We start from the raw sequence: 17,638 nt of genomic DNA, 5'->3' as shown, positions 1-17,638 counted from the left end.
CAGAGCGGTACTAGCCCTCGATGGACGTCATCACGTGCTTGATGCGCGTGTAGTCGTCGAAGCCGTACGCGGAGAGGTCCTTGCCGTAGCCGGACTTCTTGAAGCCGCCGTGCGGCATCTCCGCGACCAGCGGGATGTGCGTGTTGATCCAGACGCAGCCGAAGTCGAGGACCTTGGACATGCGCATCGCGCGCGCGTGGTCCTTCGTCCAGACGGAGGAGGCGAGCGCGTACTCGACGCCGTTCGCGTACTCGACGGCCTGCGCCTCGTCCGTGAAGGACTGGACGGTGATGACCGGGCCGAAGACCTCGTTCTGGATGATCTCGTCGTCCTGCTTGAGGCCGGAGACGACGGTCGGGGCGTAGAAGTAGCCCTTCTCGCCGACGCGCTGACCGCCGGCCTCGACCTTGGCGTGCGCCGGGAGGCGGTCGATGAAGCCGGAGACCTGCTTCAGCTGGTTGGCGTTGTTCAGCGGGCCGTAGAGCACGTCCTCGTCGTCCGGCTGACCGGTCTTCGTGTCGGCGGCGGCCTTGGCGAGCGCGGTCACGAAGTCGTCGTGGATGGACTCGTGGACGAGCACGCGCGTGGCGGCCGTACAGTCCTGGCCGGCGTTGAAGAAGCCCGCCATGGAGATGTCCTCGACGGCCTTGGCGATGTCGGTGTCCTCGAACACGACGACCGGCGCCTTGCCGCCGAGCTCCAGGTGGACGCGCTTGAGGTCCTTGGAGGCGGACTCGGCGACCTGCATGCCCGCGCGCACCGAACCGGTGATGGACGCCATCGCCGGGGTGGGGTGCTCGACCATGGCGCGGCCGGTGTCGCGGTCGCCCGTGACGACGTTGAAGACGCCGGGCGGCACGATGGAACCGATGATCTCGGCCATCAGGACGGTCGACGCCGGGGTGGTGTCGGACGGCTTCAGCACGACCGTGTTGCCGGCCGCGAGCGCCGGGGCGAACTTCCAGACGGCCATCATCATCGGGTAGTTCCACGGCGCGACCTGCGCGCAGACACCGATCGGCTCGCGGCGGATGATGGAGGTCAGACCCTCCATGTACTCGCCCGCGGCGCGGCCTTCGAGCATCCGGGCCGCACCCGCGAAGAAGCGGATCTGGTCGACCATGGGCGGGATCTCCTCGGACCGCGTGAGCCCGGTCGGCTTGCCCGTGTTCTCGACCTCGGCGGCGATGAGGTCCTCGGCCCGCTCCTCGAACGCGTCGGCGATCTTGAGCAGGGCCTTCTGCCGCTCGGCGGGGGTGAGGTCGCGCCAGGCGGGGAACGCGTCGGCGGCGGCCTTCATGGCGGCGTCCACGTCGGCCTGGCCGGACAGCGGCGCGGTCGCGTAGGCCTCGCCGGTCGCCGGGTTGATGACCTCGGTGGTCCGTCCGTCGGCCGCGTCCCGGAATTCTCCGTTGATGTAGTTGCGCAGACGGCGCAGCTCGGTGGTCACTTCCGCGGCCCTCCAAGTCAGATGTCCAATGGATGAGACACCCACCCTAGTCGCTGTACCGACGCTTTCAACATACCCAGCTGCCCAGAACTGCGGAATCCGTGAGTATCCGAGTCTCAGACAACGAATTTCATCGATCGAGGCTTGCGGAAGTGACGAGACGTCGTGCACAGTGAGCCTGTGGCCAGTCGCAGCGCAGACCCCAGCACCCCTCGCAGCTCCCGCACCGGAAACCCTGGCGGAAGCGGCAGTGGGAACGGCACCCCTCCCGTGGACGCCGTATCTCTGGCGATCATCGAACAGCTCCAGGAGGACGGACGCCGTCCGTACGCCGCCATCGGCAAGGCCGTGGGCCTCTCCGAGGCGGCCGTGCGCCAGCGCGTCCAGAAGCTGCTCGACCAGGGCGTGATGCAGATCGTCGCCGTCACGGACCCGCTCACCGTGGGCTTCCGCAGGCAGGCGATGGTCGGCATCGACGTCGAGGGCGACGTGGACCCGGTCGCGGACGCCGTGGCCGCCATGCCGGAGGCCGAGTACGTGGTGATGACCGCGGGCTCGCACGACCTCCTCGTGGAGATCGTCTGCGAAGACGACGACCACCTGCTCGAAGTCATCAACAAGCGCATCCGCGCCCTCCCCGGCGTGCGCTCCACCGAGAGCTTCGTCTACCTCAAGCTCAAGAAGCAGACCTATATGTGGGGAACCCGATAGCCGTGAGCAAGGACCTCAGCCAGACCGCCTACGACCACCTGTGGATGCACTTCACCCGCATGTCGTCGTACGAGAACGCGCCCGTCCCCACCATCGTGCGTGGCGAGGGCACCTACATCTACGACGACAAGGGCAAGAAGTACCTGGACGGCCTCTCAGGCCTCTTCGTCGTCAACGCGGGCCACGGCCGTCACGAGCTCGCCGAGACCGCCTACAAGCAGGCGCAGGAGCTGGCCTTCTTCCCGGTGTGGAGCTACGCCCACCCGAAGGCCGTCGAGCTGGCCGAGCGCCTCGCGGACTACGCGCCGGGCGACCTCAACAAGGTCTTCTTCACCACCGGCGGCGGCGAGGCCGTCGAGACCGCGTGGAAGCTGGCGAAGCAGTACCACAAGCTCAACGGCAACCACACGAAGTACAAGGTCATATCCCGCGCGGTCGCCTACCACGGCACCCCGCAGGGCGCCCTGTCCATCACCGGTCTGCCGGCCCTGAAGGCCCCCTTCGAGCCGCTGGTCCCCGGCGCGCACAAGGTGCCGAACACCAACATCTACCGCGCCCCGATCCACGGCGACGACCCCGAGGCCTTCGGCCGCTGGGCCGCCGACCAGATCGAGCAGGAGATCCTCTTCGAGGGCCCCGAGACGGTCGCCGCCGTCTTCCTGGAGCCGGTGCAGAACGCGGGCGGCTGCTTCCCGCCCCCGCCCGGCTACTTCCAGCGCGTGCGCGAGATCTGCGACAAGTACGACGTGCTGCTCGTCTCCGACGAGGTCATCTGCGCCTTCGGCCGCCTCGGCACGATGTTCGCCTGCGACAAGTTCGGCTACGTACCGGACATGATCACCTGCGCCAAGGGCATGACCTCGGGCTACTCCCCGATCGGCGCGTGCATCGTCTCGGACCGCATCGCCGAGCCGTTCTACAAGGGCGACAACACCTTCCTGCACGGCTACACCTTCGGCGGCCACCCCGTCTCCGCCGCGGTCGGCATCGCCAACCTCGACATCTTCGAGAAGGAGGGCCTCAACCAGCACGTCCTCGACAACGAGGACGCGTTCCACCAGACCCTCAGCAAGTTGCTCGACCTGCCGATCGTCGGCGACGTCCGCGGCAACGGCTTCTTCTACGGCATCGAGCTCGTGAAGGACAAGGCCACGAAGGAGACGTTCAACGACGAGGAGACCGAGCGCGTCCTGTACGGCTTCCTCTCCAAGGCGCTGTACGACAACGGCCTGTACTGCCGTGCCGACGACCGCGGCGACCCGGTCGTCCAGCTCGCCCCGCCGCTGATCTCCACGCAGGAGACCTTCGACGAGATCGAGGGCATCCTGCGGCAGGTGCTCACGGAGGCGTGGACGAAGCTGTAAGCGCTTGGTCCGATCCGGTGTGATCCGGTGTGATCCGGTGTGATCAACAACGGCCCGGGGGCCGCCGTTCGAGTGAGAACGGCGGCCCCCGGGCCGCGTCGTTTCCGGCCCGGTCCGCCCCTGTCCCTACCGTGCCCAGTGACCGATCGGCCCCGCCTTCGTTCCCCCGTACGGGGGAGTCGAGCTGATCTGAACCGAGGTGTACGCCATGGTGGCCCCGCCGGACAACGACGTGCTGTGGGCACGCGCCCTACATGTCACACACAACGGCTCCCCCGCCCTCACCGGCGTCTCGCTCGGTGTCCGCGAGGGCGAGATCCTCGCCGTCAACGGCCCCCGGGGCAGCGGCAAGACGACCCTCCTGCAGTGTCTCTCCGGCCAGCTGCTGCCCCAGAAGGGCGAGGTGTGGTTCAACAGCACGCCCGTCCACACGATGGGTCCACTCGTACGCGAACGGCTGCGCCGCGACCGCTTCGGCTGGATCGACCCCGAACCGCACCTCGTCCCCGAGCTCACCGCCTGGGAGAACGTCGCCCTGCCGCTGATGCTGCGCGGCGCCTCGCACCGGGTCTCCAAGCCCGCCGCCCAGGAGTGGCTGGACCGCCTCGACATCGGCGGCTGCGCGCGGAAGCGGCCGCACGCGCTCCTCCAGTCGGAGCGGCAGCGCGTCGCCATCGCCCGCGCCCTGGTCACCACGCCGTCCGTGCTCTTCGCCGACGAGCCCACGGCGCCCCTGCACCGCGCCGACCACACACTCGCCCTGCGCACCCTGACGACGGCGGCCCGCTCCCACGGCATCACGGTCGTCCTCGCCACGAACGACCAGGCGGTCGCCATGCTGGCCGACCGCACGGTCAACCTCCTGGACGGACGACGGGTCAGCACCGTGCACCTGCCGGGGGCGGACGGGTCGGAGGCAGGTGAGGGGGCGATGCCCGAGAAGTCGGACACCACGGAGCCCCCGGGTGTCGCGGACCCCGCGGACACGACGGGCGCCACCAGCGCGACCGGAGACACGACCCCCACAGGCACCACGATCACCACAAGCACCACGACCACCACAAGCACCACCGCCGGAGCCAGTCGTTCCGCCGGGGTCACCGCCCCCGTCCGGACGGAAGGGGCCGCGTGCTCGCTTTCCGTCTAGCCCGGGGCGCCCACCCCGTCGTCCAGCTCCGGCGGCTCCTCGTCGCCGCCGCGTCCGCCGGCACCGGCTTCCTGCTTCTCTGCACCCTGGCGTACGCGATGGAACACCCCGGAGCGGGCGCCGGTCTGCGCCTCGCGTGGTGCGCCGCGCCCGTCGCCGCCACCGTCTACTTCGCCGTCGCCGTCGCCCGTACCGACCCCGGCACCCGCCCCCGCAGCGGGCTCTCCGCGGTGGGCCTCGGCCCCGGCCGCCTGATGGTGCTCGCCACCATCTCCACGGCCGTCGCCTGCACGCTCGGCTCCATGCTCGCGCTGCTCTTCTTCCTGCACCTGCGCGGCGACGTCTCGGGCTTCCCCTTCGACGGGTCGGCGGCCGATCTGCTCGCCGCCGACCAGCCGCTGCCGGTCGCCGCCGCGCTCACCCTGCTCGCGGTGGTCCCGCTCGCCGCGTCCGCGGCAAGTGCCTTCGTGCTGCGACCACATGCCACGAAGACCGCGGCCGGAGCCGCGGGCACGCCCCGCGGAGCCAAGGCCCGTCCGGCGACCGCGCCCAGGCCGGACGCCGAGGCGGCACCCGAGTCCGGGCCCTCGACCCGCCCAGAACCCAGTACCGGTCCCGGCACCGACCCCGCCACCGGGCCCGCCGCGCCCGCCCCGCCCCCGAGCGGTCTCCCGTGGGGCGTCGCGCTGCTCGCCGCCGGCCTCGCCGTCGAGACGTACACGAGCCGCTCCGGCACCGCTCCGCGCACCGGCCTTCCCCTGCCCGGCAGCGCCGACGGCAGCCCCGCGGGCGTGCTCGCCGGATGGGCGCTGACCGCGCTCGGCCTCGTCCTCGCGGGTCCCGGCCTCACCTACCTCTGCGGACGGCTGCTCCAGGCGGTCAGGCCCGGTGCGCTGCGCCTGCTCGCGGGCCGCGTCCTGCAGGAGGAGGCACGGCGCATCGGACGTCCGCTCGGCGTGCTGTGCGCGGTGGCGTCGGGCGCGTACGCGTCGATCGTGCTGTACGCGGGGCCGCGCCCCGAAGCCGGTCCGCTGACCACGCTCGGCGTGCTGCTCGTCGGGGGCTGTGCGGTGCTGACGCTGGCCACGGCTTCCGTGGAGGCCCGGCAGGCCCGCTCGGAGACGACGTCCGCGCTGCTGCGGCTCGGCGCGCCCGCGACGGTGCTGCGCGGTTCGGCGGCGCTCCGCGCGGGCGCGCTGCTCGCCGTGTTCGGCCCGCTGACCTGGGTCGTCGCGCAGTTGGCCGCACTGCCGCTGACCCCGTGACAGGTATGCCGGGAGTGACCGCGACAGGTATGCCGGGAGTGACCGCGAAAAGAAGTCACGAGAAAGTTCGCGACGAGCGATGAGTTCCGAGTCGAACGGATGTCTATCCTCCCGTAAGCACACGCGCCGACAGCGCACCCACGCAGCGCGCACACGCGCACACACGCCTCGGGAGAGACACACATGTACCAGCAGATGATCTTCGTGAACCTGGCCGTGTCCGACGTCGCCGCGTCGAAGAAGTTCTTCACGGAGCTCGGCTACACGATCAACCCGCAGTTCTCGACCGACGATTGCGCGTGTGTGACGATCAGCGACACCATCGTCGCGATGATGCTGAGCAAGGAGCACTACGCGAACTTCACGCAGAAGGAGATCGCGGACTCCACCAAGGTCAGCGAGACGCTGATCTGTCTGAGCGCCGAGAGCCGCGAGAAGGTCGACGAGCTCGTCGACAGAGCGATCGCCGCCGGCGGCACGGCGGGCAAGGTCCAGGACTACGGCACGATGTACGGCCGCGCCTTCGACGACCTGGACGGCCACACCTGGGAGGTCATGTGGATGGACCCGTCCGAGGTCCAGGGCTGACCGAGGCCCCGCTGCCCGCCCTGCTTAGCATGGGCGGATGCAGCCGACTCCCGAACCCGCGTCGCCGGCACCCGTGTCCCCCGGGACGTCCGGGGCCGCGCCCGCCCCGCAACACCCCGGCGAGGACCGCGAGATCGAGACCCTCGCCGAGTTCGACGAGGTCTCGGGACGCGGCGCCCTCGCGGGGCGCCGCGTCCAGGCCGTCGACCTGACGGAGCGCACCTCCGCCCTCCTCGCGGCCGACGTCGCGGGCGCCGTCTTCCTCGGCTGCCCGATGCGGGAGGACGCGGCGGCGAAGGTGCGGGCGGGCGGCGCGCTGGTCTTCCCGCCCGTCCCGGGACTGCCGTTCAACCCGTACCGCGGCCTGCTCTACTCCGCCGACGACCTGTTCGCCGGCCTCGCCGAGGGCGGATACGACGCGACGCCGGACGCGCACGCGTACGACTGGTTCCAGCGCACCAAGGCCGACGGCGACGTCTTCTCGTCGATGCTGCGCGCCATACACGACGACTCCATCTCGGACGCCCTCGACGAGCTCCTCGTCGGTGCCGAGGTCGTCGGCGTAATGGGCGGTCACGCGATGGCCCGCGGCACGGAGGCCTACGCGGGGGCGGCCCGCCTCGGCCGCGCGCTGGCCCGCGCGGGGTTCACGGTCGCCACGGGCGGCGGCCCCGGCGCCATGGAGGCGGCGAACCTCGGCGCCTACGCGGCTCCCTTCGACGACGCGATGCTGGACGAGGCCCTCGAACTCCTCGCCAAGGCCCCGTCGTTCACGCCCTCCGTCACGGAGTGGGCGCGGGCGGCGTTCGCGGTACGCGAGCGGTGGCCCGACGGCGGCGCCTCCGTGGGCATCCCCACGTGGTTCTACGGCCACGAGCCCCCGAACGCGTTCGCCTCGCACCTCGCCAAGTACTTCGCCAACGCCACCCGCGAGGACGGCCTCCTGGCCCGCTCGAACTCCGGCGTCATCTTCCTCCCCGGCGCGGCGGGCACCGTCCAGGAGGTCTTCGACAACGCCACCCCCAACTACTACGAGTCCCGCGGCGAGCCCACCCCCATGGTCCTGGTCGACCGCGCCCACTGGACCGACCACCTGCCGGTGTGGCCGCTGCTGCGGTCGCTGGCCCGCGACCGCTCGATGGAGTCCCGGATCGCCCTGGTGGACCGGGTGGAGGACGCCCCGGACGCTTTGCGAAAGCTCGGCGCGACACCGTCCCGTACGGCCTGAGGCCTCGTGCGCCACGACGGAACCGCACCGGCTCACACGAACGAAGCCCGCTCCGGCCAGAAGTCCAGCAGCCCCCGCTCCCCCACGACCTCCACGTGCCCGCTGTCGAGCGGCAGCCGCCGGTGGAAGGCGAGCAGCAGCACCCCCATGAGCGGCCCGCGCCCTTGAGCTCCGCGGCACTGTCCTCGGGGTCGGTGCGCTGGGCGAGGGCGACGAGGTCGAGCCATTCGTCGATGGCGTCCGCGGCGACCTCCGGGGCGACCTCGAACGGGACGCCGACGGTGACGGCCGCGTCCGCGCGGTGGATCACCAGCTCGCGTGTCATGCGGCGCGCCCAGAACCCGGCGCTGTGGTCCTCGGCCCACGACCACACGGCCGCGTCGGCGCCCGCCTCGCGGAACGTGGCCGCGCCGGGCTCCGCGGTGCGGGCGAGCCAGGCGTCGAGGGCCACCGGGTCGTCGCCCTCGGGACCTTGAGGTCGAGTTGCCGGGCGACTTCGTCGCAGTATCGATCATGGCCGAGTGTCGTCATAGCCGAGTGTCGTCATGGCCGAACACTGGAACGACCCGCCCGGGGCGGTACCCGAGTTGCGGCGTCGGCACACAGCCGACCGGCCGAGCACCGGAGAGGGCACTCAGCCGAGTACCACCACATCCTCAGCGTCGAATCCGACACCCACCGTCTCCCCCACCGCCGGCGCCCTGCGCAGCGCGCAAGCCGCCTCCAGACGGGGCCCGTCGGTGGGCTGGAGGTGAACGGCGACGTGCGTACCCCGGAAGGTGCGTGCCGTGACAAGGCACGGCAGCCCCTCCTCGGCGGAGACGAGCCGCACCCCGGCCGGCCGCACCAAAACCTTGCACGGTCCGGCCGAGGTGCCCTCAGGGACCGGGATCTTGCCCCACACCGTGTCGGCGGCCCCTCCCGCCACGGTCGCCCGCACCACGTTGTCGAAGCCGAGGAATCGCGCCACGAACTCGTCGACAGGGTGCTGCCACACCTCCAACGGCGTGCCGGACTGGGCGATCCGCCCGTCCCGCATGACGACGACGCGGTCGGCGAGCGCGAAGGCCTCACCCTGGTCGTGCGTGACGGCGAGGACGGTCGTGCCCAACTCGTCGAAGAGCTCACGGAGTTCGACGACGAGACGCTCCCGCAGCGAACGGTCGAGCTGGCCGAGCGGCTCGTCGAGCATCAGCAGCCGGGGGCGTGGCGCGAGTGCCCGCGCCAGCGCCACGCGCTGCTGCTCACCACCGGAGAGCGCCGCCACCGCACGCCGCTGCGCCTTCGGGAGGCCGACGAGGTCCAGCAACTCGGCGACCCGGTCGGCCTGTTCGCCGCGCGACGCACCGTGCATGCGCAGCCCGAACGCGACGTTGCCCGCCACGTCCCGCTGCGGGAAGAGCTGGTGGTCCTGGAACATGAGGCCGACGCCCCGCTTGTGCGCGGGCACCCCGCGCTGGTCGCGCCCCCCGAGGACGACCCGCCCCGAATCGAGTCCCTGGAGCCCGGCGACCACCCGCAGCAGCGTCGACTTGCCGCTGCCGCTCGGCCCCAGCACACAGACGATCTCATGCTCGGCGACATCGAGGTCCACGGCGTCGAGCGCGGCCCGCGCCCCGAACCGTACCGTCGCGTCCCGCAGGCTCAGCAGCGCGTCCGTCATCAGAACTCCCCCGTGGTGCGCCCGGTCCGGACGCGTTCCAACATCATCAGGGACACCGCGCACACCACCATGAGAATCGTCGAGAGGGCCATCGCCTGGCCGTAGTTGAGGTCGCCCGCGCGTCCGAGCAGGCGGGCCACGGCGACCGGCAGCGTCGGGTTGTCGGGGCGTGCGATGAAGACCGTCGCGCCGAACTCGCCGAGCGAGACGGCGAAGGCGAACCCGGCGGCGATCAGCAGTGCCCGCCACACCATCGGCAGGTCGACCTCGCGCCACGCCCGCAGCGGCGAAGCCCCGAGCACGGCCGCCGCCTCGCGTAGCCTGCCGTCCACCGCGCGCAGGACGGGCAGCATGGTGCGTACGACGAACGGCACCCCGACCAGGGCCTGGGCGAGCGGCACCAGGATCCAGGAGGACCTCAGGTCCAGCGGCGGCTTGTCGAGCGTGATCAGGAACCCGAAGCCCACCGTCACCGCGGAGACGCCGAGCGGCAGCATGAGCAGCGCGTCGAACCCGCGCACGAGACGCCCCGCGCGCCGGGTGAGGGCGGCGGCCGCGAGCCCCCCGATCAGCACGGTGATGCCCGTGGCGACCACCGCGTATTGCAGCGAATTACCGATGGCCTCGATCGGCGGCACGAGGAAGGCGCCGCCGTCCGCCGAGGTCAGCTCCTTGTAGTACGCGACCCCGAAGCCTTCGGGACCGTCGAAGGACCGCTGCACCAGCACGCCGAGCGGCAACAGGATCAGCAGCACGACCGTCACCATGACGAACGCGAGCAACGTCCACTGCCCGGCGCCGCGCGGCCTGCGTGCCACCGCGGAGGCGTCGACGAGCTTCAGCGCGCTCTCGCGCCGCCGCACCGTCCACGCGTGGATCGCCAGGATCAGGCCGACCGCGGCGAACTGCACGAGAGTCAGGACGGCGGCCGTCGGCAGGTCGAGGAGTTGCGCGGTCTGCCGGTAGATCTCCACTTCGAGCGTCGAGTACGCGGGTCCGCCGAGGATCTGCACCACGCCGAAGGAGGTGAAGGTGAAGAGGAAGACCATGAGCGCGGCGGCCGCGACGGCGGGCGCGAGCGCGGGCAGCGTCACCGTCCGCCACGCGGCCCACCGGGAGGCGCCGAGCATCCGCGCGGCCTCCTCCTGGCGCGGGTCAAGCTGCGACCAGAGGCCGCCGACGGTCCGTACGACGACCGCGTAGTTGAAGAAGACGTGCGCGAGCAGGATCGCCCACACCGTGGTGTCCAGGCGTACGCCCCACAGCTCGTCGAAGAGCCCGCCCCGCCCGATCAGCGCGAGGAACGCCGTGCCGACGACGACGGTCGGAAGCACGAACGGCACGGTGACGACGGCCCGCAGCACCCGCTTGCCGGGGAAGTCGAAGCGCGCGAAGACGTACGCGCCGGGGAGCGCGATCAGGAGCGTGAGCGCCGTCGACGCGAGCGCCTGCCAGGTGGTGAACCACAGCACCTGCCGGATGTCGGACTGCCCGAGGACGTCCGTGATCCGCCCGAACCGCCACACGCCGTCGACGTGCAGCCCGCGCGCGACGATCGCCGTGACGGGATAGGCGAAGAAGAGTCCGAAGAACGCGACGGGCACGGCCATCAGACCGAGCCGCGTCGCGCTCCCGCGCCGGGACCCCGCGCGTGGGCCCGGTTTCGCTACTTCAGTACGAGCGAGGTCCACGACTTGATCCACGGCTCGCGGTTGTCGGCGATCTTCTTCGGGTCCATGGTCTGCGGGTCGTCGACCGTCACGCCGTGCTCGGTGAACAGCTTCGGCAGCTTGGTGCCCTCGCGCACCGGGTTCACGAACATGTTGAGCGGCATGTCCTCCTGGAACTCCTGGCTCGCCAGGAAGTCGAGGAGCGCCTTGCCGCCCTTCTCGTTGCCCGCGTTGCTGAGCAGGCCCGCGTACTCGACCTGGCGGAAGCAGGTGCCGGTGGCGACGCCGGTCGGCGCCTGCTTGGGCTGCGGCTCGCCGTACAGCACCTCGACGGGCGGCGAGGAGGCGTACGACACCACGAGCGGCCGGTCGCCCTTGGCCTTCTTGCCACCGGCGGACCCGGAGAACTCCTCGTTGTACGCCTGCTCCCAGCCGTCGACGACCTTGACGCCGTTGGCCTTGAGCTTCTTCCAGTAGCCGGCCCAGCCGTCGTCCCCGTACGCGGCGGCGGTGCCGAGCAGGAAGCCGAGGCCGGGCGACGAGGTCGAGGCGTTCTCGGTGACGAGCAGGTTCTTGTACGCGGGCTTGGTCAGATCGGCGAAGGACTTCGGGGGCGCGAGCTTCTTGTCGGCGAAGTACTTCTTGTCATAGTTGACGCAGATGTCACCGCTGTCGACGGGCGTGACCCGGTGCTTGCCCTCATCGACCCGGAACTCGGCCTTGATCTTCTCCGAGCCCTTGACCTCGTGAGCCTGGAAGAGCCCGTTGTCGAGCGCCCGGGAGAGGAGCGTGTTGTCGACGCCGAAGAAGACATCGCCCTGAGGGTTGTCCTTGGACAGGATCGCCTTGTTCACGGCAGCGCCGGCGTCACCGTCCTTGAGGACCTTGACCTTGTACCCGGACCGCTTCTCGAAGTCCTTCAACACGTCCTTGGAGACATTGAAGGAGTCGTGACTGACCAGCGTCACACTCTTGGAATCGGACGTCCCGGACCCGCCCCCGGAGCTGCCGCACGCGGAGACGGCGACGAGCCCGATGCCCACCGCCACGGCGGTGAACGTGACCTTCTTGGTGCTCCCTGACTTGGTGGTGCTCACTGACTTTCCTCCTGGGTGACCAGGAGAAGACGCGGCCCCGCCCGCGCACCGACGGCACGCGGGCAGGGCGCTACAGCTTGAGTGATGCCCGAACTTCCTACCCAGAATGACCTGGGCGAGGTTCAGAGGGTCTGCGGCCCACCTGTCCAAGTGACCGCACTCTCAGCGCTGTGGCGCTCCCCTGTCGGAATATGCAGATGTGTGTACTCGTACGCAGCGGTACGCCCGCCAGACTACCTCTCGACCTACCGCTCGGCCGCCGCCAGCTGGCCGCACGCCCCGTCGATCTCCTGACCACGGGTGTCCCGAATCGTGACGGGCACACCGTGGGCGGCGATGGCCTCCACGAACGCCTTCTCGTCCTCGGGCCGCGAGGCCGTCCACTTCGACCCCGGCGTCGGGTTCAGCGGAATGAGGTTGACGTGCACGGGCTTGCCCTTGAGCAGCCGCCCGAGCCGGTCACCACGCCACGCGTGGTCGTTGATGTCACGGATGAGCGCGTACTCGATGGACAGTCGGCGCCCGGACTTCGCGGCGTACTCCCACCCGGCGTCCAGCACCTCCCGCACCTTCCACCGCGTGTTGACCGGTACGAGGGTGTCGCGCAGCTCGTCGTCCGGCGCGTGCAGCGAGATCGCGAGCCGGCACTTGAAGCCCTCGTCGGCGAACCGGTGGATGGCGGGCACGAGCCCCACCGTCGACACGGTGATACCGCGCTGCGAAAGACCGAGACCGTCGGGCTCCGGGTCGGTCAGCGCACGAATGGCACCGACGACCCGCTTGTAGTTGGCGAGCGGCTCGCCCATCCCCATGAAGACGATGTTGGACAACCGTGCCGGCCCACCCGGAATCTCGCCGTCCCGCAGCGCCCGCATGCCGTCGACGATCTGATGCACGATCTCGCCGGTCGACAGGTTCCGGTCGAGACCGGCCTGCCCCGTGGCGCAGAACGGACAGTTCATGCCGCAGCCCGCCTGCGAGCTGATGCACATGGTGACCCGGTCCGGGTACCGCATGAGCACGGACTCGACGAGCGTCCCGTCGAACAGCCGCCACAGCGTCTTGCGCGTCGTGTCGTCGTCACAGCTGATGTGCCGCACCACAGACATCAGATCGGGCAGCAACGCGTCCCGCAGCTTCTCGCGCGCCCCGGCCGGGATGTCGGTCCACTCGGCCGGGTCGTGCGCGTACCGCGCGAAGTAGTGCTGCGAGAGCTGCTTGGCACGGAACGGCTTCTCGCCGATGGCGGCGACGGCTTCCTTGCGCTCGGCGGGCGTGAGGTCGGCGAGGTGCCGCGGGGGCTTCTTGGCACCGCGGGGCGCGACGAAAGTGAGTTCTCCGGGTACAGGCATGGTCCTTCCAGTGTCGCAGATCCACATCGCTGACCTTGGCTCACGGAGATCGGTGTAGGTCATCACTGCCCGTCATCGGTCGTTGTGGGCCCTCCTCGCACGGCCCACAGGTCACAGGCCTGAAAGTGCCTTCATGCTCACCCCGCTGCGGTCACCGACTACGAGAAGCAGCTCTGCCTCACCTCCCGGCGCCGCGACGCCGCCCAGGGCAAAGGCTCCGTCGCCAGGCCTGCCGCGCGCGGGGAGTGGGGGTGGGAGATGCCACCCAACGTCATCGACCACGCCGCCTGAGCCGACAACAGATCGGGATCAAATTCCCTAAGACGCCCATCGGACGGACACGAGCTTCGTCGCACGGGCTTTTGATCCGGAACCCATAACGGAGCACAGACATACGCAGTGAGAACGACACCTGCACATACAACTGAAAATGAGGCAGAGCCTGGGACCCGCACGTCCGAGAGGATGCTTTACCCCGAGGTGAAACATGCCTTTCACCTCGGGGTGCGAATCACCTTCGGCCTCTAGTTGCAACCCAGAAGACCAACAGGGCGCCCGGTACAGCAATAGCCAAATAGAATAGGGCCGACTGAGCCACGCTTCCGTCATCTGCCACAAATTCGCTACCGATTAGCAGGACGAAGAAGAAGGCGAATGCGGCGACGGCCGTTCCGATAGCTGATGGGGTGCGCATGCTCCCCTCCTAGGCGTTTAGTAGCACTTGGCGCCCTTGAACTTGGCAAGGTAGGTGAACTTGAACTCTACACCCTTCTTGCACTTGTCGATCTTTTCGTTGCCCATGGATACAACCGCGGCGTAGACGCCTGCGGCGACGGCTCCGCCGATCCCTCCGGTGATGGCGCCGATGAGACCGGCTGCAGTAGCCGCAGACCCAGCATTGACGGCCTTGGCCTGAGACTTGCTCAGCTTCACGTAGACGTACCAACCAAGGCTGACACCACGCGCCACGACCTCGGTCGCGTCAGCCTCCGGCACCTCACCCTTTACCACCGTGACGACCGGGGAATCTTTGAACGCCTCGACAGCCTCTTCGTAGGTGTATCCCTGCGAGGCGAGGTCCAGGTAAGCGCCACCATCGTCAACTGCCGCAACTGCGGCGGGCTTTATTTTGCCCTGCCTGGCAGTTGAGGCAGACGCCGCAGGGGCAACCGCAGCCAGCAGCGCACCAGTCATGACTGCCGAGCAAGTTGCCTTGAAAACACGGGACTTGATCACTCGTAACCTCTGCCTTCATAACGCTAGGGATTCCTCGGGGTGTTCGGACCAAAGGACCGTAGCATGATCAAATCTTTGCCAACCTCGCCTCAACGAGGCAAGACGACGGCACGTCAATTCTGCTGCCATGTAGGGAAGTTGCAGAACTCTCCAGTGCGCGCGTACCCGCCAGAGCTGGAGCCCGGTTCATTTCGCTTTTGCGCATTTGAGATCCAATCGAAATCTACAGCGCTGTAGAACAGGCTCAAATGGTTCTAAATGGCTCAAAAGCAACTACCCGTTCGCGATCACCACGAGCGCTTCAGGCACGAGGCCCCTGAACTCGTCAGCCACAGCCCGTTAGGTCCCCCCGGTCTGACCCACGTGCCGTTACGGACGAGCCCAGCCGCCCAGAGCCAACTCCGGCCGCTCTTCCTGGCCTTCATCTGCACATCTGCGGCGGCGAAGGGCTGGCAGGCCGACCGGCCCGCACCCCACGCCCTGTCACAACTCGGAGGCTTCACCATGCTGTTGGGAAAGAGCACTCCCACGCGCTACGAGATCAGCATCACCCCCGTCGCCCCCGTCCGGCGGCCCATCTGGTTCTGGGCCCTGATCGTTTTGCTCGTTCTCGCCCTCGCCGCCGTCATCGACGGGCACGACGAGGACGCCAGCCCCGCGCACCGCCCCGAGCACACGCAGACCGCCGACACCCGCACCCACGGCCAGGAGTAGCGCCGTGGCCTGCCGCGAGTGCACCGCGGGACACCCCGTCCTGCTCGACTCCTACCCGGCCGGCGACACCCGCGCCTCCTGGTCACCGCGCACCGTGCCACCCAGGCCCGCAATGAGGCCCCTGGCCCGGTCCACGTCCACTACGACCAGGCCAACGACACCTTCGCCGTCATCCGCACCGCCCCTAGGAGAACCCCGCATGAGTGCCGCCCTGTGGCCCGTCACGGCCCGCATCACCGCCACATTGGACGCGGCCAACGGCCGTGACGAACACGAGATCGCAATGCGCCTGCTCAAGGTCAACGAGGAGGCCGGGGAAGTGGCCGCCGCGTACATCGGTGCCACCGGCCAGAACCCCCGCAGGGGCCTGACCCACAGCCACAACGACGTCGCCCAGGGAACTGGCCGACGTCATCGTCGCCGCCGCGGTCGCCCTGCTCTCCATCACCGACCACGCCCCCTCCGTACTCAACATCAAGCTGCACAACGCCGCTCAGCGGCTCACCCTGCCTCCCCGGGACGGACGCTGATGGCCCGGTTGCGCATCGAGCGCACCGCTTGGCCCCGGCCCGCCCTCGTCCTGTCGGACACCCCGCGCCCCGACTGTCCCGACTGCGAGGGCGCGGGCGCGGGCGGCACGGAGTACGACCCCGGCGACCCCGAAACCGGCGAATACGCCGGTACCAACTGGCACCGTGCCACTGCTGGAACGCACAGCGCCGCTGGATCGTGCTGCCGCTCCCGCGCCGCCGCTGGCACCCGCGCCGTCACACCGACCCGTGGGCCGCCCACGGCTACAGGGACGGTCCGCCCTTCTAACCCATTGACCAGGGAGATTCCATGTCGTTCGGAGAGACCCCCGTCACCGTCGTCGGCAACCTCACCGCCGACCCCGAGATCAAGTTCACCGAGGGCGGGGCCGCACTCGCCAAGTTCACCATCGCGACCACCCCGCGCGTCTTCGACCGCGAGTCCAACCAAGGGAAGGACGGCACGTCGCGGCAGGGCGAAGTCTTCGGTGTGCCGGTCGACGCCGTGGGGTCCCTTACGGGCTGGCTGCACGACGGGCTGCAGATCAAGGTCGTGACGGGCAGGGCGCTCTTCGGGAAGCCCAAGAACAACAAGGTGCGTGACGTGCCGCTCCCCGATTCAGTCGCTCAGGCACTCACTCAGCACATGCAGCACCATCCGCCCGTGGACGTCACGCTTCCGTGGAAGAGGCCCGATGGCCCGCCCGTCACCAAGCGGCTCATCTTTTCGGGCCCGAAGGGCAACCACGTCTACCGGAGCAACTTCGACATCAGCCCGTGGAAACCAGCTCTTGCTACGGCAGGCCCCATCGACAAGCCGGAGGACGGCGCCCCCCTGCCCTCGGCTCGCGAGCACGGCATGCACGCGCTTCGACACTTCTACGCTTTTGTGCTCTTGGACGCTGGAGAGAACATCAAGACGCTCAACAGCTACCTCGGGCACACAGATCCCGGCTTCACTCCGCGGGTCTGCACGCACCTCATGCCGAGCAGCGAGTCCCGGACGCGAAGGGCAATCGACACCCTCTGCAAGAGCGCCAGCGAGGGCAACGAGGCTCAGGCAGCGTAGAAACGCAGGGGAGGCGAGAGTGCAGGTAGACCCAGGTTCCCTGCACTCACTCTCCACGCGAGCTACCCGGGCTCGCTATGCAGTGAGCGCCAGCGCGGGAACAATGCCCCCATGGGCGTTTGGGGGACGTTGCTCGCAACCGTTGTTGGTGCTGCGATCGCTCTACTGGGGCAGCACCTCGTGAAGCGCGCTGAACACAGGGCTCGCATCTCGGAACTGCTCTTGGAGCAATGCGCTCTGGTAGCCGCCTCATCCTCAGACTTCCATAACCGTGTCTGGGAGGAGCGGGTCCTCAACATGGTGGACCGCGTCAGTAGCTGGGATGTATCGGCTCACCAGCTGGCATCGGCTCGGCTGCGAATCCTCTCGAAGGACCGGGCCCTGCTCTCAGCGCTGCAGGAACTGAACAGGGCCGGTCAGCAACTCGGCAGCTACTGGCGGCGAGGCATCGTGGACGAAGCCGAGTTCACCAGCCGTTGGAACCGGCACCGTATCGCCACCGAACAATTCCTCGCCGCGAGCGGCGAGGTAGTCCATCAACGCCTCTCACATGC

14 protein-coding genes, 3 pseudogenes and 1 riboswitch are annotated in these 17,638 nt (G+C 69.2%); of the genes and pseudogenes, 9 read left to right on the top strand and 8 right to left on the bottom strand.

Translation table 11 applies throughout. The annotated features are described in order from the left end of the window. Positions 1 to 10: 10 nt before the first annotated feature. Positions 11 to 1,450 (bottom strand): gamma-aminobutyraldehyde dehydrogenase, encoded by a 1,440-nt coding sequence (locus DEJ47_RS27910; protein ID WP_150172767.1) that lies wholly within the window; start codon positions 1,448 to 1,450, stop codon positions 11 to 13. Positions 1,451 to 1,615: 165 nt separating this feature from the next. On the opposite strand from DEJ47_RS27910, the gene DEJ47_RS27905 reads away from it, so the two are divergent. The 6 genes and pseudogenes from DEJ47_RS27905 to DEJ47_RS27880 all read left to right on the top strand — a co-directional run bounded on the left by DEJ47_RS27905 (position 1,616) and on the right by DEJ47_RS27880 (position 7,753). After that, positions 1,616 to 2,161 carry an Lrp/AsnC family transcriptional regulator gene (locus DEJ47_RS27905; protein ID WP_150172765.1) on the top strand — a complete coding sequence of 182 codons (546 nt, stop codon included), beginning with the start codon at positions 1,616 to 1,618 and terminating at the stop codon, positions 2,159 to 2,161. Next, on the top strand, positions 2,146 to 3,525 hold the full coding sequence (locus DEJ47_RS27900; RefSeq protein ID WP_150172763.1) for an aspartate aminotransferase family protein: 1,380 nt from the start codon (positions 2,146 to 2,148) through the stop codon (positions 3,523 to 3,525). The genes DEJ47_RS27905 and DEJ47_RS27900 overlap by 16 nt, the downstream gene beginning before the upstream one ends. 208 nt (positions 3,526 to 3,733) lie before the next feature. Next, positions 3,734 to 4,441: pseudogene (locus DEJ47_RS27895) on the top strand (ABC transporter ATP-binding protein); the annotation flags it as partial. A gap of 212 nt (positions 4,442 to 4,653) precedes the next feature. Further along, positions 4,654 to 5,937: a hypothetical protein gene (locus DEJ47_RS27890; protein WP_150172759.1), complete on the top strand. Its 1,284-nt coding sequence runs from the start codon at positions 4,654 to 4,656 to the stop codon at positions 5,935 to 5,937. A 183-nt stretch (positions 5,938 to 6,120) separates the two neighbouring features. Next, positions 6,121 to 6,525 carry a VOC family protein gene (locus DEJ47_RS27885; protein ID WP_150172757.1) on the top strand — a complete coding sequence of 135 codons (405 nt, stop codon included), beginning with the start codon at positions 6,121 to 6,123 and terminating at the stop codon, positions 6,523 to 6,525. Positions 6,526 to 6,562: 37 nt separating this feature from the next. Beyond that, positions 6,563 to 7,753 (top strand): LOG family protein, encoded by a 1,191-nt coding sequence (locus DEJ47_RS27880; protein ID WP_150172755.1) that lies wholly within the window; start codon positions 6,563 to 6,565, stop codon positions 7,751 to 7,753. Positions 7,754 to 8,099: 346 nt separating this feature from the next. Here the strand turns inward: DEJ47_RS27880 and DEJ47_RS37445 are convergent. The 6 genes and pseudogenes from DEJ47_RS37445 to DEJ47_RS27850 all read right to left on the bottom strand — a co-directional run. After that, a pseudogene (locus DEJ47_RS37445) lies at positions 8,100 to 8,204 on the bottom strand (hypothetical protein); the annotation flags it as partial. A gap of 183 nt (positions 8,205 to 8,387) precedes the next feature. Further along, entirely contained in the window at positions 8,388 to 9,416 is a 1,029-nt protein-coding gene (locus DEJ47_RS27870; RefSeq protein ID WP_150172753.1) for an ABC transporter ATP-binding protein, read from the bottom strand. Next, entirely contained in the window at positions 9,416 to 11,107 is a 1,692-nt protein-coding gene (locus tag DEJ47_RS27865) for an ABC transporter permease (RefSeq protein ID WP_190415595.1), read from the bottom strand. The genes DEJ47_RS27870 and DEJ47_RS27865 overlap by 1 nt, the downstream gene beginning before the upstream one ends. Continuing rightward, the gene (locus DEJ47_RS27860; RefSeq protein WP_150172749.1) at positions 11,083 to 12,183 is read right to left on the bottom strand and encodes a thiamine ABC transporter substrate binding subunit; all 1,101 of its coding nucleotides are present in this window, start codon (positions 12,181 to 12,183) and stop codon (positions 11,083 to 11,085) included. Before DEJ47_RS27860 ends, DEJ47_RS27865 begins: the two co-directional genes overlap by 25 nt. 76 nt (positions 12,184 to 12,259) lie before the next feature. Next, positions 12,260 to 12,376, bottom strand: a riboswitch (TPP riboswitch). Between the two features lie 52 nt (positions 12,377 to 12,428). Then, on the bottom strand, positions 12,429 to 13,535 hold the full coding sequence (gene rlmN, locus DEJ47_RS27855; protein ID WP_150172747.1) for a 23S rRNA (adenine(2503)-C(2))-methyltransferase RlmN: 1,107 nt from the start codon (positions 13,533 to 13,535) through the stop codon (positions 12,429 to 12,431). A 711-nt stretch (positions 13,536 to 14,246) separates the two neighbouring features. After that, the gene (locus DEJ47_RS27850) at positions 14,247 to 14,729 is read right to left on the bottom strand and encodes a hypothetical protein (RefSeq protein ID WP_150172745.1); all 483 of its coding nucleotides are present in this window, start codon (positions 14,727 to 14,729) and stop codon (positions 14,247 to 14,249) included. Positions 14,730 to 15,134: 405 nt separating this feature from the next. On the opposite strand from DEJ47_RS27850, the gene DEJ47_RS27845 reads away from it, so the two are divergent. The 3 genes and pseudogenes from DEJ47_RS27845 to DEJ47_RS27830 all read left to right on the top strand — a co-directional run bounded on the left by DEJ47_RS27845 (position 15,135) and on the right by DEJ47_RS27830 (position 17,084). Beyond that, the gene (locus tag DEJ47_RS27845; protein ID WP_150172743.1) at positions 15,135 to 15,485 is read left to right on the top strand and encodes a hypothetical protein; all 351 of its coding nucleotides are present in this window, start codon (positions 15,135 to 15,137) and stop codon (positions 15,483 to 15,485) included. A gap of 529 nt (positions 15,486 to 16,014) precedes the next feature. Beyond that, positions 16,015 to 16,304: pseudogene (locus DEJ47_RS37095) on the top strand (hypothetical protein). 21 nt (positions 16,305 to 16,325) lie between these two features. After that, a complete protein-coding gene (locus DEJ47_RS27830) occupies positions 16,326 to 17,084 on the top strand; it encodes a single-stranded DNA-binding protein (RefSeq protein WP_317850844.1) in 759 nt (252 codons plus the stop codon). Positions 17,085 to 17,471: 387 nt separating this feature from the next. Here the strand turns inward: DEJ47_RS27830 and DEJ47_RS36595 are convergent, their stop codons facing one another. Continuing rightward, a complete protein-coding gene (locus DEJ47_RS36595) occupies positions 17,472 to 17,621 on the bottom strand; it encodes a hypothetical protein (RefSeq protein ID WP_161237249.1) in 150 nt (49 codons plus the stop codon). Between the last annotated feature and the right edge of the window lie 17 nt (positions 17,622 to 17,638).

Origin of the sequence: Streptomyces venezuelae, from assembly GCF_008642355.1 — a bacterium.
GTDB classification, from domain to species: domain Bacteria; phylum Actinomycetota; class Actinomycetes; order Streptomycetales; family Streptomycetaceae; genus Streptomyces; species Streptomyces venezuelae_B.
The sequence above is the reverse complement of the archived record's forward strand: the minus strand, read 5'-3'. Positions and strand labels throughout refer to the sequence as shown.